This is a genomic window from Treponema ruminis (assembly GCF_014201975.1).
Lineage (GTDB): Bacteria > Spirochaetota > Spirochaetia > Treponematales > Treponemataceae > Treponema_D > Treponema_D ruminis.
The window spans coordinates 250,609-275,356 of record NZ_JACHFQ010000001.1; the positions used below are offsets into that span (position 1 = coordinate 250,609).

The 24,748-nt window shown below is 45.6% G+C and carries 23 protein-coding genes; 3 read left to right on the forward strand and 20 right to left on the reverse strand.

The window, feature by feature from the left end; all coding sequences use genetic code 11:
• Window position 1 precedes the first annotated feature (1 nt).
• The 11 genes from HNP76_RS00940 to HNP76_RS00990 all read right to left on the reverse strand — a co-directional run bounded on the left by HNP76_RS00940 (window position 2) and on the right by HNP76_RS00990 (window position 9,165).
• The gene (locus HNP76_RS00940) at window positions 2-1,270 is read right to left on the reverse strand and encodes a glutamate-5-semialdehyde dehydrogenase (RefSeq protein WP_184656534.1); all 1,269 of its coding nucleotides are present in this window, start codon (window positions 1,268-1,270) and stop codon (window positions 2-4) included.
• Window positions 1,271-1,389: 119 nt separating this feature from the next.
• Complete coding sequence (locus HNP76_RS00945; protein ID WP_184656535.1) at window positions 1,390-1,911, reverse strand: hypothetical protein; 522 nt, start codon at window positions 1,909-1,911, stop codon at window positions 1,390-1,392.
• Window positions 1,912-1,959: 48 nt separating this feature from the next.
• A complete protein-coding gene (locus tag HNP76_RS00950; protein ID WP_184656537.1) occupies window positions 1,960-2,895 on the reverse strand; it encodes a lysophospholipid acyltransferase family protein in 936 nt (311 codons plus the stop codon).
• On the reverse strand, window positions 2,892-3,635 hold the full coding sequence (locus tag HNP76_RS00955) for a glycosyltransferase family 2 protein (protein WP_184656539.1): 744 nt from the start codon (window positions 3,633-3,635) through the stop codon (window positions 2,892-2,894). The genes HNP76_RS00950 and HNP76_RS00955 overlap by 4 nt, the downstream gene beginning before the upstream one ends.
• Complete coding sequence (locus tag HNP76_RS00960; RefSeq protein WP_184656541.1) at window positions 3,628-3,975, reverse strand: ApeI family dehydratase; 348 nt, start codon at window positions 3,973-3,975, stop codon at window positions 3,628-3,630. Before HNP76_RS00960 ends, HNP76_RS00955 begins: the two co-directional genes overlap by 8 nt.
• A complete protein-coding gene (locus tag HNP76_RS00965; RefSeq protein ID WP_184656543.1) occupies window positions 3,972-6,005 on the reverse strand; it encodes an AMP-binding protein in 2,034 nt (677 codons plus the stop codon). Before HNP76_RS00965 ends, HNP76_RS00960 begins: the two co-directional genes overlap by 4 nt.
• Complete coding sequence (locus tag HNP76_RS00970; RefSeq protein ID WP_184656545.1) at window positions 6,005-6,247, reverse strand: acyl carrier protein; 243 nt, start codon at window positions 6,245-6,247, stop codon at window positions 6,005-6,007. Before HNP76_RS00970 ends, HNP76_RS00965 begins: the two co-directional genes overlap by 1 nt.
• A gap of 17 nt (window positions 6,248-6,264) precedes the next feature.
• The gene (locus HNP76_RS00975; protein WP_184656547.1) at window positions 6,265-6,531 is read right to left on the reverse strand and encodes a phosphopantetheine-binding protein; all 267 of its coding nucleotides are present in this window, start codon (window positions 6,529-6,531) and stop codon (window positions 6,265-6,267) included.
• A 69-nt stretch (window positions 6,532-6,600) separates the two neighbouring features.
• Window positions 6,601-7,422, reverse strand: coding sequence for a lysophospholipid acyltransferase family protein (locus HNP76_RS00980; protein ID WP_184656549.1), 822 nt, complete (start codon window positions 7,420-7,422; stop codon window positions 6,601-6,603).
• Complete coding sequence (locus tag HNP76_RS00985) at window positions 7,409-8,044, reverse strand: beta-ketoacyl synthase chain length factor (protein WP_184656551.1); 636 nt, start codon at window positions 8,042-8,044, stop codon at window positions 7,409-7,411. Before HNP76_RS00985 ends, HNP76_RS00980 begins: the two co-directional genes overlap by 14 nt.
• Window positions 8,044-9,165: a class I SAM-dependent methyltransferase gene (locus tag HNP76_RS00990; protein ID WP_221301041.1), complete on the reverse strand. Its 1,122-nt coding sequence runs from the start codon at window positions 9,163-9,165 to the stop codon at window positions 8,044-8,046. Before HNP76_RS00990 ends, HNP76_RS00985 begins: the two co-directional genes overlap by 1 nt.
• 28 nt (window positions 9,166-9,193) lie before the next feature.
• Between HNP76_RS00990 and pyrB the strand changes: the two genes are divergently transcribed.
• Genes pyrB through HNP76_RS01005 form a run of 3 tightly spaced genes read left to right on the forward strand, consistent with a single transcriptional unit; the run spans window position 9,194 to window position 12,007 of the window.
• On the forward strand, window positions 9,194-10,114 hold the full coding sequence (gene pyrB, locus HNP76_RS00995) for an aspartate carbamoyltransferase (RefSeq protein ID WP_184656553.1): 921 nt from the start codon (window positions 9,194-9,196) through the stop codon (window positions 10,112-10,114).
• Window positions 10,115-10,123: 9 nt separating this feature from the next.
• Complete coding sequence (locus tag HNP76_RS01000) at window positions 10,124-10,558, forward strand: aspartate carbamoyltransferase regulatory subunit (protein ID WP_184656555.1); 435 nt, start codon at window positions 10,124-10,126, stop codon at window positions 10,556-10,558.
• 21 nt (window positions 10,559-10,579) lie between these two features.
• Window positions 10,580-12,007 (forward strand): dihydroorotase, encoded by a 1,428-nt coding sequence (locus tag HNP76_RS01005; protein ID WP_184656557.1) that lies wholly within the window; start codon window positions 10,580-10,582, stop codon window positions 12,005-12,007.
• Between the two features lie 6 nt (window positions 12,008-12,013).
• Here HNP76_RS01005 and HNP76_RS01010 read toward each other — a convergent pair whose 3' ends face one another.
• The 9 genes from HNP76_RS01010 to HNP76_RS01050 form a co-directional block, all read right to left on the reverse strand.
• On the reverse strand, window positions 12,014-13,315 hold the full coding sequence (locus HNP76_RS01010) for a hypothetical protein (RefSeq protein ID WP_184656559.1): 1,302 nt from the start codon (window positions 13,313-13,315) through the stop codon (window positions 12,014-12,016).
• Between the two features lie 15 nt (window positions 13,316-13,330).
• Window positions 13,331-15,682, reverse strand: coding sequence for a hypothetical protein (locus HNP76_RS01015; RefSeq protein WP_184656561.1), 2,352 nt, complete (start codon window positions 15,680-15,682; stop codon window positions 13,331-13,333).
• A gap of 314 nt (window positions 15,683-15,996) precedes the next feature.
• Window positions 15,997-18,390, reverse strand: a complete 2,394-nt coding sequence (locus tag HNP76_RS01020) for a helix-hairpin-helix domain-containing protein (protein ID WP_184656563.1) — start codon at window positions 18,388-18,390, stop codon at window positions 15,997-15,999.
• Between the two features lie 48 nt (window positions 18,391-18,438).
• Window positions 18,439-19,344 carry a hypothetical protein gene (locus HNP76_RS01025; RefSeq protein ID WP_184656565.1) on the reverse strand — a complete coding sequence of 302 codons (906 nt, stop codon included), beginning with the start codon at window positions 19,342-19,344 and terminating at the stop codon, window positions 18,439-18,441.
• 14 nt (window positions 19,345-19,358) lie between these two features.
• The gene (locus HNP76_RS01030; RefSeq protein ID WP_184656567.1) at window positions 19,359-20,414 is read right to left on the reverse strand and encodes a GGDEF domain-containing protein; all 1,056 of its coding nucleotides are present in this window, start codon (window positions 20,412-20,414) and stop codon (window positions 19,359-19,361) included.
• A gap of 103 nt (window positions 20,415-20,517) precedes the next feature.
• A complete protein-coding gene (gene malQ, locus HNP76_RS01035; RefSeq protein WP_184656569.1) occupies window positions 20,518-22,005 on the reverse strand; it encodes a 4-alpha-glucanotransferase in 1,488 nt (495 codons plus the stop codon).
• A 20-nt stretch (window positions 22,006-22,025) separates the two neighbouring features.
• The gene (locus HNP76_RS01040) at window positions 22,026-23,036 is read right to left on the reverse strand and encodes a LacI family DNA-binding transcriptional regulator (protein ID WP_184656571.1); all 1,011 of its coding nucleotides are present in this window, start codon (window positions 23,034-23,036) and stop codon (window positions 22,026-22,028) included.
• A 1-nt stretch (window position 23,037) separates the two neighbouring features.
• Window positions 23,038-23,880 carry a carbohydrate ABC transporter permease gene (locus tag HNP76_RS01045; RefSeq protein WP_184656573.1) on the reverse strand — a complete coding sequence of 281 codons (843 nt, stop codon included), beginning with the start codon at window positions 23,878-23,880 and terminating at the stop codon, window positions 23,038-23,040.
• Window positions 23,877-24,719 carry a carbohydrate ABC transporter permease gene (locus HNP76_RS01050; RefSeq protein ID WP_184656575.1) on the reverse strand — a complete coding sequence of 281 codons (843 nt, stop codon included), beginning with the start codon at window positions 24,717-24,719 and terminating at the stop codon, window positions 23,877-23,879. The genes HNP76_RS01045 and HNP76_RS01050 overlap by 4 nt, the downstream gene beginning before the upstream one ends.
• Window positions 24,720-24,748: the final 29 nt, after the last annotated feature.

Genomic DNA, 24,748 nt, shown 5'->3' on the forward strand with positions numbered 1-24,748 from the left:
GCTAGCGAACCTGACCGTCACCGTCTATGAGGTATTTTGTGGTGGTGAGGACTTTGATTCCCATTGGTCCGCGGGCGTGGAGTTTTTGGGTTGAGATGCCGAGTTCTGCACCGAAGCCGAATTCGCCGCCGTCCGTGAAGCGGGTTGAGCAGTTTACGTAGACACAGGCTGCATCAACTTTGGCCTGGAAAAGTCGTGCCGTAGCGCGGGTTTCCGTGATGATGCTTTCTGAGTGCTTTGTGTTGTGGGTGTTGATGTAAGAAATTGCTTCGTTTACGTCTCGCACAACTTTGACTGCGCAAATCAAATCAAGGAATTCAAAGCCGAAATCTGATTCTTCTGCGTGTACGAGCTTTAAGTCTTTTGAAGCAGATTCCAGGATTTTATATGCCTTTTCGTCAGCACGAACTTCAACTGTACCGGCAAATCGTTTTGCAAGGCGCGGAAGGAATTCCTGAGCTACTTTTTCGTGAACTAAGATGCACTCGATTGCGTTGCAGACTCCAGGTCGCTGGGTTTTGGCGTTCCAGGCTATGTTTTCTGCCATTTCGAGGTTGCCTGTTTCGTCAACGTAAAGGTGGCAGATTCCGGCACCGGTTTCGATTACAGGAACTTTTGCCTTTTCTACGACCATGTTGATGAGTTTTGCACTGCCACGAGGAAGTGCCATGTCGATTTTGCCGACTGCACCGAGGATTTCTTCGACTTCTGAGTGGCTTTCGCATGGAGCAAGTTCGATTGAATCAACTACACCCAGGCCCTGAGCCTCGCTTGAAGCAAGACCTTCCTTAATCGCAGCAACAATTGCCTTGTTTGACTTGAGTGCGCTTGACGAGCCTCGGAGAAGGATTGAGTTTCCGCTTTTGTATGCGAGTGCGAATGCATCAACAGTGACGTTCGGGCGGCTTTCGTAGATGATTGCTACAACTCCGAGCGGAACCCGAACCTGTCTGATTGTCATGCCGGCTGGTGTCTTCCAGCCCGTGATTTCCTCGCCAATCGGGTCTGTCTGGGAAATGATGATTTTGATTGAGTCGATAAGGCCGTCAATGCGCTTGTCGTTAAGGGAAAGGCGGTCAACGAGTGCTTCTGAAGTGCCTTTTGAGCGGGCAAGAGCGACATCCTCAGCATTTGCCGCAAGAATTGCGGCACGATTTTTGTCTATAGAAGAAATTACAGCTGAAAGAGCGATGTTTTTTTGAGCAGCAGTCTGAAGAGCAAGGATTTCGCTTCCGGCACGAAGTTTGTCAGAAATCTCGTTAATGTTCATAAAAGCCTCCAATCGGGGCGTATCCGGGGATTTTAAGGGGCGAAGCCCCTTAGGTGAGAGGGTAGCGACCAACGAAGTGGGCGCGCAGGGAGAGACTTCTCCCTCCCCTTTTCAATTTACTAATAGTTTGCCAGGAAGAACATTGCGATTAACATGACCGCCTTGTTCTTTTCGTTTGACCAGTCGTTTGTGACCGGGAGACTTTTAACGTACCACCAGAAAATACCGAATTCGGGGTCGATTCGGAGGGCGTACTCTGGGAAATCGGGGGATTTTGCCATTGCACCGAACATGAGGTAGATTACGTCGTCAAGAATTTTTGTGAAGGAGCCTGAAACCTGGGCCCATTTGTCTTCTTCGATGGATGCGATATATTTTTCGAGTTTGACCAGAATTTCTTCCTTGAGGGAAACGTCCGAGTGGTCAACCCATGTTTTCTGGATAAGAAGTGTAAGATTTTTTTTGAAACTGGTTATGAGCTTTTTAACACTTGCATCTGTAGAAATGTCAAATCCTGAGCCGAACTGAGAAGCAACGACGGCCGCAGATTTTGCAATTTCTGCATTGTCTGAGCTGGCAAGCAAGAGGTTCAGGGAATCTATAGCATCTTTTTCAATAAATTCTGTTATTAAATCGTTCATATTGACTGTATTTTAGAAGATTTTAATGTTTTATTCAATCACACGCCGTCAATCATTCGTTCCAGACCAGAAATCAAAAAAGTTGTACCACTGATATGGATGCATTTTGCAGAGTTTTTCGAGGTTTTGCACGTAATTTTCTGCGGTCTGCCGGATCCGGGCCTCACGTTCCTTTCGCGGGCAGTCAAAATCAAGGGGATTTTTCTTTACGAACATGTCATATTTGGGGCTGAGGGTAAAATCCTTGTGGCGAAGACCGTTTACAAAATATGTCGGGGCCTTCAAAAGGGCGAGCAGCAGGAAAACTCCGTATGGGAAGCGGGCTTTGGCCTCAAGGAAATCGATTTCAAGGTTGCGGTCTGTGTGCGCGCTCACCCGGTCGCCTGCAATTACGACAACTCCGCCCTTTTCAAGTCTTTCCTGAAGGAGCAGGATTGTTTCCGGGCCGATGTCGTTTGAGTTCACCAGATTGAATGATGAATCCGGATTGATTTCATTCAAAAGTGCGTTGAATCCGCTGGAGATTTTTGCGTCGGAAATCGTGGTGATGTTCATCTTGCGCTCGGTGCCGCTTTCGCCCATGCTGGCAAGTCCCTTCATCATCTGGGCGTTTCCCAGGTGGGAGATGACGATTACAGTGCCCCTTCCTGCGTTGATGTTTGCAACTAGGTCGCCAACGTCATCGTCCTGCCAGGTCACGTTCTTGAAGGAGAATTTTCCAGCCCAGCTCTGAACGTTTTCAACAAGATTTAGCGCAAAGGAAGAAATGTGCCTGAAAGTTGAAGTTTTGCCGGTGGCAACGCGGCGCAGATAATCTTTTGAGATCCGCCTCGTCTTTTTTCCGAATGCCCAATAAAAAAATCCGATCGGAAAGGCGAGAAAACGCATGAATCCTGCCGGAAAGATTTTGAGCACAAAAAACATGAGTGCATAGCCGAGATTATGATTCTGCTTTACTTCGTACCACTGGGTATTTTCGCTCATCGGAACAGTTTTCTCCAGAGCATGACGGGTGAAAGAAGGAACATCTTGAGGCAGAGTTTTGTGAAGACCCAGGAAATGCGCACGTTGTCGCGGAAAGCGTGGAAATTTGAGATTCCATCGCTCGGATAAGTGACTTTGACCGGATAAAATTCAACGTCAAGGCCTGACTGCATGAGCTGAACAAGAATTTCGACGTCAAAGCCCATTCGCTTGTCGAAAATTTTTTTTGTAACAAAGCGATAGGCCGGCTCAATCGGGTAAGCCCGGAAGCCGCACAGGGCATCTACGATTTTTCCGCTCCATGTTACGATTGCACACCAGGTATTTGCGAATTTGTGGGCGTTTTTGCGGTGGCCGGGAGCCGTTTCATCGTATTCAGGATAGCCGCAAATCATTTTGTCAGGAGAAGCCTTTGCCTTTTCAATGAAGAGGGGAATTTTTGTGCTGTCGTGCTGACCGTCCGCGTCAACCTGAAGGATGTGGGAATAGCCAAGTTCCTTTGCACGGATTGTGCCAGCCTTGAAAGCCCCGCCCTTTCCCTGATTTTTTGCCAGGGTGACAAGCTCGATTTCGCCGTGCTTTTCTTTAATCTGACGGAGATAAGCCTTTGTTTCCTCGGCGTTTCCGTCATCAACGAGAATAATCGGGATATTATATTGAAGAATCTGCTCAACGACCTCGGCGCAAGCCTTTCCGTGCCGGTAAACAGGAATCAAAATCACTGGATTAAAGTCAGACACTGTATCCTCCGCTGGAATAAGATTTTCCGTCTGAAGCGTCAGTCACTTCAAAAGTAACCCTGCCCTTTTCTTTGTCATAGTGGATGCTGAAAATCACCACTGTGTCCGGCAAAATTTTGCCAGAAAATTTAAAGCGCTTGATGCTGGGCGTTGAAAGGGGCAGGCCGAAATATTTTTGGGCGTAATGAGCAAGCAAGTCAATCTGGGCCACAGCCGGAAGAAGCTTGAAAGCCGGGAAATGACCGTCAAAATAATCGCTTTCAGCAGGGATTTTTACCCTGAGTGAGACTGAGCTTTCTGATTTTTCAATTACTTCTTCTTCGCCGATTCCGTGAATCAATTTTCTTCTCCAGTAAAGAGGGCCTGAATTTCAGGCTTGTGCTTTTTGCCCTGAACATCGGTCGGAAGCTTTTCAAGATAACGCCATTTTTTTGGCAGGACTACATTTTCAAAGAACTGCAAAAGATAGTCGTGGAAATAGCGGTTAATCAGATATTTTTCCATTCCTTCGAATTTCGCCTTTCCCTCAGCGTTGAGGACGAGAGCCGCCGCAAGATACTGCCGCCTGTCCGACATCGGAACTACTGAACAGTCAGCGACAAGACCTGTTGAAAGCAGACGGTTTTCAACTTCTGTGACGGAAATACGTTTTTCTTCGATTTTAACGATTGAGTCAGCCCGGCCTTTTAGAAGGAAGGTGCCGTCCTCGTGCATTTCAGCAAGGTCGCCGGTTTTAAAGCCAGCCGGATCCTTGATGTATGGCGAAATGATTGTAAGGCAGCCGTCGTCCTTGTCCAGCCAGATTTTTGCGTTGTCAAAAGGAGTCCAGACCAGGCCGTTTTTTGTCTGCTGGCGGTAAGCGATGCCGGAAGTCTCTGTTGAGCCGTAAACTTCAAGCGGACAGAAACCGAAAACCCGCTCTGTATCGACTGCAAGTTCCGGTGAGACAGCTCCGCCCGAAGAGAAAATCCATGGATTTTTGAGGGGAAGGCGTTTTTCGCCCATCTCGGCACAGGTTCTCTTTAAGAAAGCTGGAACTGCGATAATCATGTAAGATTCATCGTCAAGGGCTTCAAATTCTTCCGGGAATTCCACGCGCTTTCTTCGGAATGGAACTCCGGCTGCGAATGGAAGAGAAATCGTGAACAAAAAGCCGTAAATGTGGTGCTGGGAATTGACCGCACAAACCTTGCGGGAAGCAAATTCCTCGTACCATTTTGAAAGGATAAAGGCGTTATCAAGCTCAAACTCGGTCATGCGCTGGTGAACAGCCTTTGGATGACCAGTTGAACCGGAAGTGAACATGAGGATTTTAGTTTCGTCGGAAATGATTTCCGGTACATTCATTTTTTCTGATTCAGAAGGCTCTTTTGCCTCTTCGACAATCTTTGGGATGAAAATTGAATCTTCAATCTTTTTGCCTTCAACTTCGGTCTGGTCGGTAAAGAAATTGACCTTTCCGCCAGCCCCCTCTTTAATTTCTTCGATAAACTTCGGGCTGATGTTGGCCGTAAGCAGGACTTCCTTTTTGCACTGAAGAAGGGCGATGAAAGAGCAGAGAAAATGCCAGTAATCCTCACAATGAAGAATCCACTTTTCGCAAGTTCCAGACTGAGAATCCTGATCCCTGATGAAGTTTCGGATTTTTGCAGATTCAGTAAGGAAATCGCCCCATGTCAGATATTTTTTGTCGCTCCACTTGTGCTCGTAGCAGACAACTTTTTCAAGCGGATAAGATTTTGCATTAAATTTTGTGATGTAAGAAAGCTTAGGCATTTTTGAATTAACCACCATTCGGACAATGAATTCAACGGTAAATAGAAGCCCCATCAGAAGATAGGAAATTCCGCCGTTGTATATGGACCATATTTTATCACTTTTCCAGAAAACTGTGTAGAAAGCTACAGTTCCGTTTAAGAAAAAAAACACACACCAGATCAGAGTGACCTTAAAGCAGTAATTTTCGACCCGGCGGGCTATGTGTGATTTTGAAAGATTTTTCTGGGCAAGACAGGCAAAACGGAAGCAGATGTTGGGCGGCAAAAACAAAGTCGAGCCGAAAGTAAAGAGAAAAATCAGGTTCATCAGAACCGGGTAAAGCTTGATGAAAAGAGTCTTTCCGGTGGCAAGGCAGAAAATTCCTGCAAAAAGAAGCAGGCCCGCGCTGGCCAGCAGGCGAAGATTTTTTTTGAGCCGGGCAGAAAGATTTCCCCCGCCACCAGTTGCAAGCAAGAGGTAGACGAGGGCGATAAAAACCACGAAAAGAGAAAAGACTTTAAGCGGCACGTGGAAAATCACCAGACAGGAAAAAACCACGGCCGGATAGAGAATTGAAAGGATTACAAAAAGGATTTTTGAAAAAAGTTTCACTACTTTGTAAGCGGCTCAAGGATATCTACGACATCCTGCACCGTTTTGACAGACTTGAAAGCATCCGGTTCAATCTTGTTGTTGAGGAGAGGCTTTACTTTTACAATCATGTCGACAGAATCAATGGAATCAAGCTCCAAATCTTCCTGAATGAGGGCTTCCGGCTTAATCAAATCTTCGTCGATGTCAAAATCATTAATGAGAATTTCTTTGAGTTTTGAATAAAGTTCGTCTTTTGTCATAGCTGTTTCCGTCTAAATTAGTTGGCTTTTGCTCTCTCAGAAGAAATATAAGCGGCGAGAGCATCAACAGAAGCAAAGTGCTCGCGGGTATCAGCATTCTCTGCATTAAATTTTACGCCGAATTTCTTTTTGAGGGCAACGCCAAGCTCCAATGCGTCGATTGAATCGAGCCCAAGACCAGTTCCAAAAAGTGGCTCAGAATCAACGATATTCTCAGGTTTAATATCCTCAAGTTCGAGAGAAGAAATAATACATTCTTTGATCTGCTGTTTAAGTTCGTCCATGATAAATTCCTGCAAATAAGATAGATTCTTCCTATTATAAAGGTTTGTTTTTTTATAGGCAATACGATTTTAATAGCGGTATTGGGCGTTCGCCTCGTCCGAAAGAATGTCCCGGATTTTGTCAGTCAGGCGTTTTGCCGCAATCGGACCTGGCAAATCCTTGAATTCATCGGGATAAACCGGCTCCTTTATATGCAAGTCAAAAGAATAGATGCTGGAATGATTGTATTCGAAAATTTTATCGCCCTTTCCAAGACCTTTTTTGCTGTTTCCGCCGATGTAAACTGGAATTATAGGCACTCCGGTGGCAAGAGAAATGCGGGCGGCACCTTTTTTGTAGTAATTCTGACCGTATGGCGTGCTGCGGGTACCTTCCGGGAACATAATCAGAGTGTTTCCGTTGGCAAAATCTTCCTTTGCACGTTCGACAATCTCGTCAAAGGGCACGGAATTTGGAGTGTAAAGCTCGTTGATGACCAGCTTCATGACGTTTCTTTCTGAAAGAGAAGCTTTTGGAATAATTGTTGCGTGCTTGAGCTGGGCCAGCATGACAAAAGAATCAAGATAGGCCGAATGATTTGCAACGACAATGGCAGATTCCAGCTTGTTGAGGTAATTTTTTTTATCGACTTTAATCCTAATCACTCTCAGAAGCCAGAGGAATTTTATGAAGACGTTAAAAAGAATGTAAATCAAATAGCGGGTGTGGTAGCGGAACTTAGTCTTGGGCCGGAAAATCAGCTTGCAAATAGGAAAACAAAGAGCGGCGAGCAAAACCGTTCCCACGCCGAAAATCACAAGGGCAAAAATCTTGCCGAAAATCCGGTAAAAATACAGAGGATAGTTCGTGACTTTTTTTTCAGGGAAAAGAAGCTCTTTATTTTCGTCCATTTTGACAAACTCTCAGATAATCAAGGAATTCAAGCGGCTTTATTGAAGAAAACTTTTCGTCCTCAAAATCAATTTCAATTGCGCCGTCAGATTTTTCAGCAGAAAGCAGGCAGGCAAAGGCTAGCGGCAAATCCTGACTGTAGCCCCTGCACTTGGAATATTCTTCGGGGATTTTTTCGTCTGCGTAGGCAAAAATCACATTTTTTTCGGAAGCGGCTAAAATACCACTCGCGGCGGCAGTCAAAGCGGATAAAAAATTATCCTCGCTGGGGTAAATCGCATTGTAGCCGGCCTTCATTCCCAAAGCAATCGTAGTGGCGGCAGGCGGCGTGTTAAAGACAGAAAGCGAAAACTGAGCCGGCATGACGTCGGCATCTTCGACCAGGCCCTTGTTGATTTTAAGCTGGCGGGCAATCTCGCCCCGAAAAGAAGCGAAGACAAGCTTGAGTCCTGAGCTTTCCGGATCACCTTCAAGAAGAGAGTGGACAACTTCAATGGTCATGCGGCTGATCTGACTGAGCCTGCGGCGGAAAAGAGCGTCAACATATTCAAGTTTTGGCATTTCGCCCGGATTTTCCTGAGAAGGCTGATAACTTGCAAATTTCGTTACATAAACCTTCATTATTTCTTCCTAAAATTCAGGATTGAGTAAAAATTGCTGCCCAGGTTGTGGTGTGCCGTTACAAGCTGGAATCCGGCCTTTTCGATTGCCTCGACCAGCTCGCCGTAGCGGTACATCTTGCTGTTTCCGTTTGCAATGCAGGTGAAGTAAAGGCTGGTGGCCTGCAGAGCGTAGCTTTCGCCCTCGTATTTCTGCATGTCCCAGAGAGGCTCCATCACGAAAATGTCGCAGTTTTCATCAACCGAGTTGTAGATTTTTGTGAGGATTTTGGTAATCTGATGCAGGCTGAAGCAGTCCAAAAACTGACTCATCCAGACGGCATTGGCTCCGGCAGGAAGTTTTGTCTCGCTGTCCAGAACGTTCCCGCTCACGAAGCTGATTCTGTCGGCAAAACCGGCATCTTTTGCGTTTTTTTCGGCAACAGCAGTCTGACCCGGCAAATCAACGATTGTAACATGAACGTCCGGGTCATATTTGCAGCTGGTAATGGCCCATTTTGCTGTGTTTCCGCCGATGTCAAAAAGATTTTTTGGCTTTTTGGCGTAAACAATAGGAAGGGCTTCCGGAAAAGCGACGTCAGAATAGAAATGGTCGAATTCGAACCATGATTTTTTCTCTCGCTCAGGAAGGGTTGAAAGAGCCTCGTAAACCGTAGTCCACTTGTCGCCGAAGTTTTTGAGTCCTTCAGGCTTGCCCTTTTTGACCGAATCAATCAGATTGAAAGCGCCCTTGTAACAGATATCGTTGGTAAAGTTGAAATTGACGCGGGTGCAGTCATCTTCGAGCAGGAACCAGCCGATTTTACCGAGGACAAGCTTACCAAGTCCTGATTTTCCGTCTGCTTCCTCATCAGAAGTGGAATTAATTTTAACGACTCCCATACCGAGAGCCATTTCTACGAGCACGCCGACTCCGTATTCTGAAATGCCGGAAGCTTCTGAAAGTTCTTTGATTGAAATTCCTTTGTCACCGGCATCTGAAATCTTTTGCAGCAGGCCGAGTTCAATCAAGGCTCGAATCGCCTGAAAAGTCATCGGGGAAAAAGCGATTTTGATTGCCTCAACTTTTGCATCTATTGCACGAATTTTATCTTCATAATAGCTCTTATTTTCCATTTCCATAAATTAAATTATATGCTAAAATCGAATCATGTTAAAGGGAAGAAATTTAATCAAACCAAACGATCTTACCGTTTCAGAAATCGACGAAATCTGCGGTCTTGCAGAACAAATTATTGTTGACCCAAATTCATTTTCAGATGTGTGTCGCGGGAAAATTCTTGCGACACTTTTTTTTGAGCCAAGCACAAGAACCAGGCTCTCTTTTGAGGCGGCAATGCTTCACCTGGGCGGTGCGGTCGAAGGCTTTTCTGACGCGGCAAATTCTTCCACGGCAAAAGGCGAATCACTTTCAGATACAATCCGCACGGTCTCTTCTTACGTTGATGTAATCGCAATGCGAAATCCCAAGGAAGGTGCAGCCCTCGTAGCAAGCCAGTACTCAAACTGCCCGATTATCAATGCAGGCGACGGCGGCCACTATCACCCCACGCAAACTCTCACCGACATGCTCACAATCCGGGCACTTCAGGGCGGTTTTGAAGGACACACAATCGGCTTCTGCGGCGACCTCAAATTCGGACGCACGGTTCACTCACTGGCAGAGGCAATGAGCCGCTACAAAAACAACAGATATATTTTCATCAGCCCGAACGAGCTTCAGGTTCCCGAATACGTCACCCAGGAACTTGACGAAGCAGGAATCGAATACACCACGGCAGAAAGACTGGAATCAGTTATCGGCGACCTGGACATCCTTTACATGACCCGAGTTCAAAAGGAGCGCTTCTTCAACGAACAGGACTACATCCGCCTCAAGGACAGTTATATTTTGGACAACCAGAAAATGTCACTCGCCCGCAAAAACATGATTGTACTTCACCCTCTTCCACGCGTTAACGAAATCGCCCCGGAAGTAGACAACGACCCAAGGGCCGCATATTTCAAGCAGGTCAAATACGGCATGTACGTCCGCATGGCCTTGATTGCAAAACTTGTCGGAGTACTGTAAGGAGATTTTATGCTAAACGTAGATACAATCAAAAACGGTCTTGTAATCGACCACATCAAGGCTGGCTTCGGTCCTCAGATTTTCCACTTTCTGGGACTGGACAAGGCTGATTTTTCCTGCGCTCTGATTATGAACGTAGCCTCAAAAAAGACCGGCAAAAAAGACATCATCAAAATCGACAATATCATCAACATCGATTACTCGGTTCTGGGCTTTATCGACCCCAACATCTCAATCAACGTAATCAAAGACGAAAAAATCGTCCGCAAAATCAAGATGGAGCTTCCCGAAAAGGTCGAGAACGTAATCCACTGCAAAAATCCTCGCTGCATCACTGTCACAGAGCACTATGTCACGCCGTCATTCAGACTGGTCAACCGCGAAAAGGCCCAGTATGCGTGTGAATACTGCGATGCCCTTTACACAGCAGGGTCAATCGACTAGACAACATATCAGGAGAAAATTATGGCCGACTCTTCAATTCTGATTATTTATAATGCCAGGCTCGTAGACTCAAACATCGACAGCCCGGGAACGCTGATTATAGGTGACGGTAAAATCCGCGGCGTTTTTCTGGGAGAATGCAAGACTGCAAAAACTGCAATCATGTACGCTTCTGCCTTTCTGGCTGAAACTCCGGCCGACACCAAGCCAGAATTTTACGATGCCAAGGGAATGACAGTCATGCCGGGCTTCATCGACATGCACGTTCACTTTCGCTATCCCGGCCAGACTCAAAAAGAAGACCTGGATTCCGGCCTCCATGCGGCAATTGCGGGCGGCTACACAAGCGTCGTCCTCATGCCCAACACAAGCCCGGTAATTTCTGATTCTGACTCTGCCAAAAAAGTTATGGACGAGGCAAATGACAAAAATCTTGCCCGCGTTTTCCAGACAGTCAGCATCACCAAAAACTTTGAGGGCAACGATACAAGCGGCTTGAACAACCTCCAGGGCAAAGAATTTCCTGTAATCACCGAAGACGGACACGACGTACTTTCAGCAGCCGTCATGCTCGAAGCCATGAAAAAGGCCGGTGAAAAGGGAATAATCGTAAGCTGCCACTGTGAGGATCCTTCTCTGGCTCAGGCGGCAAAACCTTACCGCCAGCGGGCACTCAGCTTTATGAAGCAATACGGAATCCCTGCCGGAAAAATCCACATCGAAACGCCAAACGTTCCTGCAGCCGTAAATTTTGAGATTGACGGCAACCTCACTCGGGCAAATTCACTTCTCGCGCTGGCCGAAGACACTGCCACAATCCGAAACATTGAGATTGCAAAGACAGCCGGCTGCCATGTGCACATCTGCCACTGTTCGACAAAAGCAAGCATGGATGCCGTCCGCCGTGCAAAAGAAGAAATTGCACTTGGCAACACAAGCGAGGGCTTTGACTGTACAGTTGAAGTCACGCCGCATCATCTGGGACTTGTCGGAACAGACGCTCCAAATATCCGGGCCCTTGTAAATCCGCCACTCCGCAGCGAAGACGACCGCCGGGCAATAATCGAAGCCCTGCGCGACGGCACTGTTGATACAATCGCCACAGACCATGCTCCCCACACCCAGGACGACAAGGCGGCCGGGGCTCCTGGCTTCAGCGGAATCGAAACGGCTTTTGCTGTATGCAATACGGTTTTAGTCAAAAAAGAAGGATTCACATTAAAGCAGGTTTCCCGCCTCATGAGCGAAAATGCGGCAAAAATGCTCCGCCTCAAGGCAGGAAGACTGGCCGTAGATTACAATGCGGACTTGGTTCTTGTAAATCCTGATGAGGAATGGATTGTAAACAGCGAAAATTTTGCGAGCAAGGGCAAGTCTACCCCGCTCGAAGGCAAAAAACTCTGCGGCAAAGTCCATGCGACTTTCTTTGCAGGAAAACAGGTCTTCTAAAAAGTCCTAGAAGCCTATTCTTGCACCGGCATAGACACCGTAGCCTCTTGTGTGGAATGTAGAAAGGAAGCTCGTTCCACACATGCTGACCTGTGCCAGAACTTCGATTGCACGGATATTCAGGCCCAGTCCAAAGCGGTGCTGGAAAATCTGATTCTGATAAGCCGTGCCAAAGTTGAAGTTGAAAATCTCCTTCAGCAGAGAAAGCTTACAGTCAAGTGCGTATTCCATGTAGAAAATTGCATCGCTTGTATAGGGATTTCTGATGGCAAAACCGACTGCCGGCTGAATCTTTAACCACTTGCCCCATGGCATATAAGTAGCATTCAAACCGAATTTGAGCGGGCGATAAGCCTTGTATGATTCTTCGGAATATTCAAATCCTTCTTCTTCCTTATCAGTTCCATAAGTGCTGGGCTTTATGTGGCCGTGCTTTGGCTCAGGCTTTGCCTTTTCCTTGTCAGTAACAAACTCCAGAAGATTGTCTTCGTAGAAGTTGGCATAGGCAACCGTGCTCATTTTATAGTTGAGGGTTCCGGCCACCAGAGGAATTCTCGTATAGAGGCCTGCGTTCAAGCCGTGCATCCAGTTTCGCTCAATTTCAAAAGAAAAATCGAATCCGCCGTTTGAAAGAACATTCCCGATATCCTCGTCGCTGACAGATTTATTGTCTTCCTTGTATTCCTTCATATTTACGGCCGTGTAAACATCTACGTTTGCAGTAGCCGAAGCCTCAATCACGCCCTCGGAAGTCATGGTCGTTTTTGCAGTTGCCGTAGTCTTTGGCACATACATGATTGGAACAAAGTAAGTGGGCGTAAATCTGATTCCGTAGCCACTGATGATTGTCTGGAATGAGGCTCCCATGGTATAGAAAACGTCAGCACAGGCATTAACGTCAACGGTATTTGTCTCGTCCAGTTCAATTCCGGAACCAAGAATATCGAAGAGGTCTTTTGAAATGTTCAGGTTCATGGAAGATTCAAGTTCCGTAAAGAAAGAGAACCTGAAGCGGCTGCTGATATTTAAATTCACGAAGCCCTTTTCATAATCATAAAAGCCGAGGTCAAAGCCTGATTTGGGCATGTCGCTGGCCATTTTCTGCAAATCAATCTCAACATTTTTTGTAAGAATGTCCTTTAAGCCCAGAGTGTTGTTCGCAAATTTTGCATCAGAATCAAATCCAATTTCAAAGACTCGGTGCGGCTTAGACAGCAAATCCCCGGAAAATTCGATGGAATGCCCCAGTGAAATTGCCCCTAAAGAGAAAATAAATGCAAAAAGTGAAGTTGTTAAAATCTTTTTCATAGTCCCGTCTCCACTTTATTTATTTTTGTCCCAGATTTTAACCATCTGGCCGCTGGTCTGTATTTCAAGGGAAGCCTTAAAATCTATATGCGCATTACGGTTAAAACTTCTGAGGCTTGTACCGTCTGCATCACAAAGCTCAACTTTTACAAGAGGCATAACAGGGTAAGTCTTGCAAATACTTTCTATTTCCTCGTTCGTGAATTTGAGGACATGCTCTCCATCACTCGTTTCCAGGGCTTTCGGCTCGATAATTTTTACCGGCTCAGCCTCAGCTTCCGAAGACTGATTGGTCTGCAAATCAAAAGTGATCTTCATATTTTCCAGAGGAGTTTCGTTGTCCAGTTCATAAACCAAGCCGATGTATTCGATAATCTTCGTATAATCCAGCCAGTCTTCGCCCTCGGAAGATTTTTCGCGCTTGAGCATGTCTTCGTCAAAAGTGTTGCCGGTAAGCTCAAGGACGTTTGGAATCGTAATTACATTATCACGTACTCCCTGGCTTTCCGAATTTGTATCCGTGACATCATCAAAAATAATCTGGAGAGGAAATACAAGGGCAAGGGAAATCCTGAATCCAAGAGTCTTGAAAATCTGGAAGTCATCATTGGTGAGCCTGATTTCAGAATTGTCGCCCAAAAGACCGACCGCATAGCGGAATTTCAGGCTTTCAGGATGGGCATTAAAGACCTCAGACATTCCCTCAATCTTGCAGGAATAATTTTCCCGCGTAAAAAGAGTGTCCGAAGTCACCATGAAATTTTCGTCGGCTAGGCCTGCAAAAGTAGTCTTTGTGTTTTTGACCGGAAGACCTTCTTCATCGATGGTCGCAAGATTCAATTCCTTTTCTTCGCCGTTTGCCGTATAGAGGGCGTCAACCTTGCCCTTCAGACTCAGGGCCTTCAAAGCCTCGTTATCCGACGGCTGAGTAATGTAAAGATAAGCCGGAATTTCCGGGAATTTGATGTTATTGATAAGATTTGAAGAATCGTTACCGTCCAAAAAATCGCCCAAAAGCGTTGAAATGTTCAAGCCGGTGTCCACGACGTCAGTATGGTTGATGTCGATTCCAGCCGCGCTCAAATCAAGGATGACTTCTTCAACTTCATCAATCTTACAGGCACCGCTCAAAGTGAGGGCATCCCCTTCCTCATGGAAAATGATATGGGCATCTTTGACTTCAAACTCGATGAAACTTCCCTCTGGCGAGACGTCATTGGGAGTAATTACCAGACCGTCAAGAGCAGCTTCCTGCCTCAAGAAATCTGAACCCGAAGTCGTGTTTTTGAAATTCTCCTTTGGAATCGTAATTCCGCCGTTCATCACGAATTCTGAATTCTTGCAGCTGATTCCGCTCCAGTTGTCGGGCAGTACACAGGCAAAAGCCATGCTTCCCTTTTTAATTGAAGCCCGCTTGAATGTGCTGTTTATGCCTGACAGAGGGAAGGTCTGTGAAATGTCAATGTGGGAAGCCGGGCCCAAATCCATATTGAGGCCGGTGATTTCTGAAAGTTTCAGCTCGTCAAAGCTAAAAGAAAGGTCGTAAGTGTTTATTTTTGGCGGTACGGCAAAAGTTCCGCCGGAAAGAGTGCCGTCAATAAGGATTTCCATTTCAGGAAGCAAGTCAGCGTTTGCCAGGTTGAGTTTAATTGTAGCTCCGTTCGCACAGTCAACCTGAGACGACTTGGAAATTACATGAGCATGATTTGTCTTATCGACCAGAGAAAACTGAACCAGCAAAGAAAAATCTTCACTTGGACTTGTGCCCTCGTGCTTTTTAATGGAAATATTCAAGGCTCCGGTTCGAAGCTTCATTGTCTTAAAATCCGGGGAAGTAATTTTAAACCAGGCAGAAAGAGGCTCCCCTTCGTTTATTTCCGTGAGTGACCCCGGAATTCCTTCCGGAACCATAACAGTCTGATTATCAATGCTCAAATTTGAATTAATGCTCTGATTAAAATCAGGAACGTCGAATTTGCGCTCAAAGGTGAAGTCGCCCAAATCAGAATTTAGCGAAGTAAATGGAGAAATTTCCTTGATCGGGTAATTGAGGATGAACTGAAGCAAGGCGTCATCTTTTTGAGTAGGATTGTAATCGTAAATCTCGATTGCCTTGGCCGCAGCGGATGCCTTTGCAGAAGAAGCTTCATCAGTAGCAGAACTGCCGGCGTTTTTATCGATGATTTCCCTCAGTTTTTTGACATCGATTTTGTCTTTTAAAGTAAATGAAATTTTTCCTGCAGGAAGCTGATATTTTGCGTCACTTGAAATTGACACAGTTTCAGGAGTTTCAATGTTGGTAAAGTCATAACAACTGAAAAAAAACAGTGAAAAAAAGATTCCAATGAAAAATAATTTTTTTTTCATTTTTTTCGTCTCCCATAAAATGCTTAATCCAAAACCATAGAGACTTTTTGAATACGTCTCAATTATAACTCATTATCGACAATTATCTAGTAGGAAATGGAGATTTTTGAGAATTTTTGCGACATCGTGTCGCAAAAAAAATTCCCAGACCGAAAAACGATCTGGGAATCCTTGCGGGTCAACTTGCTTTTCGCCACGACCGTGCGGCAGTCTATTTTTTCATTTTAGCAAAAGCTTCGACATCCATGTCGTGACGAGTTTTGCTTTGGCAAAACTCGCGGGTCAACTGGCTTTGCGGCACATCCGTGTGCCGATTATCGTTTCAAAAGAGCAGCGAATGGGTTGTATGACATTCCGTCGTCTGAACCGAAGTTGCGGTTTCCGCCGTTATTGCGCGGGCGATCGCTCTGGAATGCTGGCTTTTTGTCGCCTGCTGCGGCTCCAGTTCCCTTCTTTACGACTACTACGCGTTTTTTTCCGTCACCAGAAACCGGCTTTTTGCCTTCGTTTGTCTGGCCAAGGCGGGTATTTGCGTCGCTCTTGAGAGAGAGGCTAATTCGCATTCGGTCTTTGTCGAGCGCGATGATTGTGAATTCCTTTACATCACCGACTTTGATTACGTCCATCGGGTCAGAAACGAATGAATCGCTGAGCTCTGAAACGTGAATCAAGGCTGTCTCGTGCAGGCCTATGTCAACGAATGCACCGAAGTCAACGACGTTCTTGATTTTGCCTGTGACTTTCATGCCGACTGTCAAATCTTCGAATTTAACTACGCCTTTCTGCATGATTGGAGCCGGATATCCGTCACGTGGGTCACGGTTTGGTTTTCCAAGCTCTTCGATGATGTCGTTCAAAGTTGTCTCACCGATGTTGTATTTTTCGATGAGGGCTTTTTTTGTATCTGCCGGAACCTGTTTTCCGCTCTTTACGAAATCAAGAACTTCTCGGGCAACATCATAGTTTTCAGGGTGAACCCAGGTGTTATCGAGAGGGTCAGAGCTTTCTGCGATTTTAAGGAAGCCTGCGCACTGCTCGAATGCCTTTGGTCCCAAGCCTGGAACTTTTTTGAGTTCTTCGCGGCTTGTGATTTTGCCGTTCTGGTCACGGTAAGCAACGATTTTCTTTGCGGTGCTCATGTTGATTCCAGAAACGTATTTAAGGAGCATGTAGCTTGCTGTGTTCAAGTTTACGCCGACCTGGTTTACAACGCGGCCAACGACTTCATCAAGCTGCTCGGCAAGTTTTTTCTGGTTTACGTCGTGCTGATAGAGACCAACACCGATAGCCTTCGGGTCGATTTTTACAAGCTCGGCGAGCGGGTCCTGCAAGCGGCGGCCCATTGAGATTGCACCACGGATTGTAAGGTCAAGCTCAGGGAATTCTTCTGTTGCGACAGGACTTGCTGAGTAAACTGAAGCGCCAGATTCGTCAACGACGGTGTATTTTACGTCTGAATCAGCATAGTTTTCGCTGATGACTTTTGAAACCAAAGCCTGAACCTCAGGTGAGCCAGTTCCGTTTCCGACTGCAACAACCTGAATGTCGTACTTGTCGATTGCTTCGTTAAGAAGGTTGTAAGCCTCGTCAGCCTGCTGAACCTGATAGATTTTGAAGTAGCCCAGGTATTTTCCTGTTTCGTCCAAAGCGGCACATTTTGTACCTGTTCGGATACCAGGGTCGATACCGAGAACGCGGCTTCCCTTGATTGGCTGAGTCATCAAAAGGTTCTTGAGGTTCTCGCTGAAAATGCCGATTCCGTGATCGTCAGCTTCGTCTGTTTCGTCGCTTCGGATTTCGCGGACAACAGCCGGTGAAAGAAGACGAACCAAACCGTCCTCGATTGCCTCAGAATGATATTTGTTTGAGATTTTTACGCGTTTCTGGAGCAATGCTACTGCATCATCAACAGGAACGTCGATTGTAACGCTCAAAGCATTCTCGCGCTCTGCACGGTTGATTGCAAGAATTCGGTGTGGCTTAACCTGATTGAGAGGCTCTGAGTAGTCCCAGTACATTTTGTAAGTTGATGTGTTTTCTGCGACAGTTGCATCCTGACCTTCAGGAACGATACCCTTAGTCTGGATTGTGCCGGCTGACATGTAAAGGTCGTGAACGGCAGCGCGGTTGTCTGTATCCTGGCTTGTGCGCTCAGCGATGATGTCCTCAGCTCCGGCGATTGCGTCTTTTGCGCTTTCAACATTGAGGGCAGGGTCTTCGTTGTCAGTTTTGATGTATTTTTCGGCTTCTGCTTCAACAGCAGCGTCGTCGTTTTCTGCGATGATGAAGTCTGCCAATGGCTCCAAGCCCTTTTCTGCAGCGACCATACCGCGGGTCTTCTTCTTCTTTTTGAACGGTGCCCACAAGTCTTCCAACTCTGTGAGTGTTTTTGCGTTCATTACGGCATTGTAGAGGGATTCTGTGAGTTTGTTCTGTGCGAAAATGCCTTTTACGATTTCAAGGCGGCGTTCTTCAAGATTTTTATAGGATTTGAACAAGTGGTCGCAGTCTGTGACCTGGACTTCGTTCAAGTTGTCATGCTTTTCTTTGCGGTAACGAGAAATGAAAGGGATTGTACATCCTTCATTCACCAGACTGATAACTGCGCTGACCTGCTGAATACGGATATTAAGCTCGGCAGCGATTCTTTTCATAATCTCGACTTCGTTTACAACGAGAGCGTCGATTGATTCCTGTGTAAATTCCATAGTAGAACTATTTTACTGAAAATCAACGCCCTGTTCAAACAAAATCTGCTAAAGCTCGAAGTCGCGGAAGCCTGCTTCCCACAAATCATCGTCGCTCATATATTTCTTTAAGTCCTTGCGGGCTTCCTCAAATTTGAAGCGCATGAGGGATTTGGCCTTGTCGCTCGTCATCTGATAGATGCGCTCCAGAAGACGCGGCTGCAAGTCACTTTCAACTCCCTGCTGGCCCATGGAATTTGAGAAAACGAAGACATTGAGCATGACGCCGTTCTTTTTACGCTGCATGATTAAAATGGCATCGGAAACGAAATGGAGGCCGTTGATGTTTATGAGCATTTTCGGGACTTTTTCGTACATCTGGATGTCCAGGGTCTTTTCGAAAATGCATGAAAAATGGCTGAGGCTGACGTCGAGGATGCTGCCCTTGATCTGGCCGTGCTTTGTTACAAAACTGACTTTGCTTCGGGTATCGCAAATCGCGCGGATGTTTTTACGGCGGCCACAAGCCTGATTTGCGTACATGACCTTATCAATCAGGGCGAAATTTTTATTCTTCTGATATTCGAGGGCGATACAGCCGCACTGAATTCCTACGTCAAAAAGATAATATTTTTCAAGCCAGGCCTTTTCTTCATCAGACTGGCGCTTTGCGTAAAGGACACCAATCAGGATTCGCCCCATGTATTTTTCCTGGAGCTCCTTGATGTATTTTTCCCATTTGATGCCCTTAATCGGCATATCTATATAGAAGAAAAGAATTGAATCCGTGAAAGTTTCGATGATTACTTCAACTTTAGCCTTGAGCGGACAGTATCGGTCGTCACCGACAATATAAGTTTCATAGCCGCGGGCCATAAAGTCTTCGAGGAAAGTCTCAGGCATAAGAGTTGCATCAGGTACAATAAAGAAAGTTTTGCGACCTTCGATAATGTGTTCTCTCTGATCCTCATTCATAAAACCGCTCCAGTTTATAAGTTTTCTATTTTTTTGCCGGTGTAATGCAAAATAAGAGCTATCGTTTTTGCCGCCGTAAGCAGCAAGTCCATCTCAGAATAGCGCCACATGCGTTTTTCGTTCTCAGAACAGGTCATGTCGGCACGCAGCATTCCGTATACTTCATTGCGATAGGAAATTTCGCAGAAACAGGTGGAAGAAATTCCCTGCTCAGCAAGAACGCCGTAAAGGTCATCATGGTGGGCACGGATAAGGTTTTTGGTGTCGCTTATGTAGAGGACTTCGGTGAGCTTGTTCATGTTTGAGCGGATCAAATCATGACGGATGTACCTGAAATCCTTGTTTTTTGAAAGAGGATGAATTTTCTGCATGCAGATTTTTTTTTCGGTCTGGATGCAGAGGTGGTCAACTTCAAAATAAGAACTGATGAAATTGAAAAGGGAAATGATGCCCAGCCTCAAATCCTCGTTTGCCGTGAGGAATCTGAATACGTTTGAATGAAGGCTCATTGCGCCCAAAGCCCGCTGCTTTTCGTCCTTGGGAATGATATTGGCATGCTTTTCGGGAATGTAAATTACAAAGCAATTGCGGCCTTTTGTCTTGCCCCGGTAAAGGGCCTTTTCGGCACAGAACTGCAAATCCTGGGCGGTTTCGGCATTTTCAGGGTAGCGGGAAAGACCGATTGTGAGCGTGAGGGTCTGGTCGGCAATTTCTGCAATCTGGAGCTCATTTATCTTAACAAGAATCGTGTGGCAGACGTTCCAAAGCTCATCGTATTCCGTGAGGCCTTTGAAAATGATGCTAAAGTCATCATCGACTCCCCGGCCAAGAACTCCCTGCTCATCGATAATATCCATGATTTCAAGGGAAATGCTGTTCAGGACTTTATCGGCAATGTCCGAACCAAAAGCATCTTTTATGTATGAAAAATTGTCGAGATTAAGCAAAACATAGCTGAAAGGCTGTTTATTATCAATTAAAAAAGAGGCATAGTCCAAAATGGCTTCCTGGGAATAAGCCTTTGTGAGTAAATCTGTTTTAACTTCATTTTCTCTAAAAAAGCTGTCCATGATGCTATATTATACATCAGTTTTTCTTAGATTAAAAGAAATTTTAAGAAAAATTCGTAAATGGAGAAACTCCGGGTAAAACTCGAAGTTTCTCCTTCTATTTTTACGACAATCGCTCTGCGCTTTCCGTGACGCTTCTAAGCCATTTCCAGTCAACGCTGTCGATTTCGCGCTCTGTAGCACGCCACTGCCAGTTACCGCTCTGGGTCGATGGCGTATTCATTCTGCCGGACTCATTCTTTCCGATTAAGTCCTGCATTGTGAGGATACAGGTGTTTGACTTACTTCTCAAAGCCGCTTCCATCATTGCGACAGGAAGTTTTTCCGGTGCTTCAAGAGAGAAATAATCAAGTGCATTTCCGACATCTTTCTGAGGGGCAGATTTTGTCCAACCGAGAATCGTGTCGTTATCATGAGTGCCTGTGTAGACCACTGAATTATCGATGTAATGCTCCGGAAGATAGTCATTTTCATCGCGGGTATCAAAGGCAAACTGAAGCACGTTCATTCCAGGGAAACCTGTAGCTTTCAAGAGATTTCGGACACCATCAGTCAGGAAGCCCAAATCTTCTGCAATGACAGGTTTGGAAACGATTCCAGTTTTCTCAAAAAAATCCATTCCCGGGCCTTCGCGCCACACACCATGCTCAGCGGTTTTGTCCTGAGCTGGAATGCAATAGAACGACTCAAATCCGCGGAAATGATCGATTCGAATGATGTCATACATTTTGAAACTGCGGTCCAGGCGGGCTTTCCACCATTCATAGTCAGTTTCCTTGAGATACTTCCAGTTATAGACAGGGTTTCCCCAGAGCTGACCTGTAGCGGCAAAGCAATCTGGAGGACAGCCGGCAACTTCAATCGGATTGAGATTGTCATCCAGCATGAAGTTTTTTGGAGCCGCCCAAACGTCAACACTGTCGCTTGAAACATAAATCGGCAAGTCACCAATAATTTTTATTCCATGGTCATTGGCATAGTTTTTTACCCTATTCCACTGAGTGAAGAACAAATACTGGAGCATTTTATAGTAGGAAATTTCCTTTTCGTGAGCCGCAGAGAAAGCCGCAAGGGCTCCTTCCTTTCGGAAACGAATTTCATCTTCCCACTGAGACATTGCGACTCCGCCGTGTGCGTCTTTGATGGCCATAAAAAGCGCGTAGTCATCGAGCCAGGCTTCGTTTTCAATGCAGAAAGAATCATAGTCATTCGGCTTGTGGGCAAAGAATTTCTTCTGAACCTTTTCAAAAACGATTTTTCGATTGACATAAAGCAGGCCGTAATCAACCTTCTGATCATCCTTGCCCCAGTTTATAAGCTCGTAATCAGAATAATCCAGGAAGCCGGCCTTAACCAATTCCTCAAAGTCGATGAAATATGGATTTCCTGCCGAAGTCGAAAAACTCTGATATGGCGAATCACCGTAACCAGTAGGACAAATCGGAAGCAGCTGCCAATATGACTGCCCCGCTATACAAAGTTTGTCAATAAAAGCGTATGCGTCTTTTCCAAGTGTACCGATTCCGCACGATCCCGGCAAAGATGAGATGTGCATGAGTACACCCGAAGCACGATTTTTTAGTTCTGACATAAAGAGACCTTTTTGTTGAATTAGTCGCCTATGTTTCGCACACTTTCTCCTTCAATAAATTCAAAAGGAACCAAAATATGCTTGCAAGGCTTGTGGTGCTCCATACGGTCCAGAAGAAGGGAAAGCCCCTGCTCCACCAGAAGGTCTTTTTTTTGCTGAATCGTCGTCAGGCTCGGGCAAGAGAATTTTGCCAGGTCCAGTCCGTCGAAACCAGTTACAGAAATATCTTCAGGAACAGAATATCCCATGTCTTTTAAAGCTCGTATTGCACCAATGGCCATAACATCAGCCATCGTAAAAATTGCCGTTATATCAGGCGCTTGCTTAAGTAATGTTTTTGCAGCCCGTGCGCTGTCCTCAAACATGTACTTTGCGGCAACGAAATTCTTTTCGCTGTCAAAAACAAGGCCGTGTTTAGCGAGAGTCTTTGTAAAATGCTCGAAACGGCGGCGAGCAGGCTCCGGAGAATCCATGTTTCCACCGATGATACCGAATTTTCTGTGCCCTTTTTTGAGCAGGTATTCCGCCATAGCGGCAGCAGCCTCACGGTCATCGATGCTGACACTGGAAAGATTTGGATTATCAACAGAATATGCGAAGTTGGAAATAATCACGCATGGAATCTGAACTTTCGCAAAATCGTCTTTGTGGATGTCAGGATTTCCGCCCAAGAAAATCATACCGGCAGGCTTGCGTTCGTAAAAACACCTGCAGGCACACTGAGCTTCATTGTCATATTCATCAAGTACAACAACATCAGTTGTGTAAGGCAAAGGCTCAAGGCGTTTCTGAATTTCTTCCAAAAGAGAATTAAGGAAAATGCTTGAAGAACCCTTTATCAGAATGACAATAGTTCTTCGCTCCTGCGTTTTCAAAAGCTTTGCATTCTGATTGAGTACAAAGCCATATTTATCGATTACGGCCTGAACCTTTTCACGAGTAGCCTCACTTACACCATTCTGTTCGTTAAGCACCCGGGAAACTGTTCCAAGCCCTACTCCACTTTCTTTCGCAATATCTTTTATAGTCATATCAACCCTTTACGGCACCAGAAATAACGCCACTAATAATATACTTCTGAGCAAAAAGATAAAAGGTGATAATCGGAATTATTGCCAGAACAAGCATGGCCATAAATCCGCCATAATCTGTTGCACCATAGGCTCCCTGCATCGCAATCTGAATCGCAACAGGAACGGTTTTGTCATCTGTTCCAAGCACGAGATAAGGAAGAAGATAATCGTTCCAAATCCACATTGCATTGAGGATAGCCACAGTAATTGTAGTCGGTTTTAAAACCGGGAATATAATAAGGAAGAAAGTCTGCAAAGGATTACAACCGTCAATTTCAGCAGCCTCTTCCAAATCCAGAGGAACTGATTTTACGAAACCGGTGAACATAAATACTGAAAGTCCGGCGCCAAATCCCAGGTAAACGAAATTGATACCCAGAATATTGTCGAAATTCAGCATGTTCACAACATAAGTCATCGTATACATGACCATCTGGAAGGGAACAATCATACTGAAAGCAAAGAGATAGTAGAGTCCCTTTGTAAACTTGTTGCGGACCCGGGCAATGAACCAAGATGTCATCGAAGTGCAGACCAGAATCAGGCCCACAGACATCAAAGTTATGAAAGCCGAGCGCAAAAATGCCTGAAAGAATCCCGCAGTTGAAAGACCGGCGATATAATTCGACAAGCCGACAAACATCTCTCCTTTTGGAAGTGCAAATGGATTGCTAGAGATGAAAAGCCGCGACTTAAAGGAATTGATGAAAACCAGTCCGATCGGCACGAAAAACAAAACTGACAGAAGAACAAGAAAATCGAAAAGGAAAGTATTCATCAAAGGAAGTCTGTTTTTTTTCATTGTTCAATCTCCTTTCTTGAAGTCAGTTTGAGCTGAAGGAAGGCAATCAGTGCAACGATAAGGAAGAAAACTACCGCCTTAGCCTGACCGACGCCCTGCCAGCCTACGCGACCATAGAAAGTGTTGTAAATGTTGAGGGCCAGCATTTCAGTCGTATTTTCCGGTGCACCCGCTGTGAGGGCCAGGTTCTGGTCGAACATCTTAAATGTGTTGGCCAGAGTAAGGAACATACAAATCGTTACGGAAGGCATTACAATCGGGAGCTTGACCTTAAACAAAGTCGTAAGCGGCGAAGCTCCGTCAATTTGTGCCGCTTCCAGAAGTTCGTCAGGTACGTTTTGCAAACCGGCGATGTAAATTACCATCATGTAGCCGATGAGCTGCCAGTTTGTAAGCACGACCAGACCCCAGAAGCCGTATTCAGTCTTAAAAGTGATGTCAACGCCGAACTTTGAAAGGACGCCGTTAATCATCAGGTTCCAGATATATCCCAGTACGATTCCGCCGATCAGGTTCGGAAGGAAGAAGACCGAGCGGAAGAAAGTCGTTCCACGCAGCTTGCGGACAAGCATGAGGGCAAGGGCAAATGAAAACACGTTTACCGTAATCATCGAAACAAGGGTGAACATAGAAGTGAAAGCTAAAGCATGAAGGAATTCCTTATCAAAGGTAAAAGCCTTAATGTAGTTTTCAAAACCGACCCATTTTGCATTCGTGACCGTAGTGAATTTCGTGAATGACAAACCAATGCCCATCAAAAACGGAACGACAAAAAACAATGTGAACGCAAGCAGGGTCGGAAGTACGAAAATTGGAAAATATCTTATAGACTTTCTCATACAACCGACTCCTTTTTATTTATTTTACT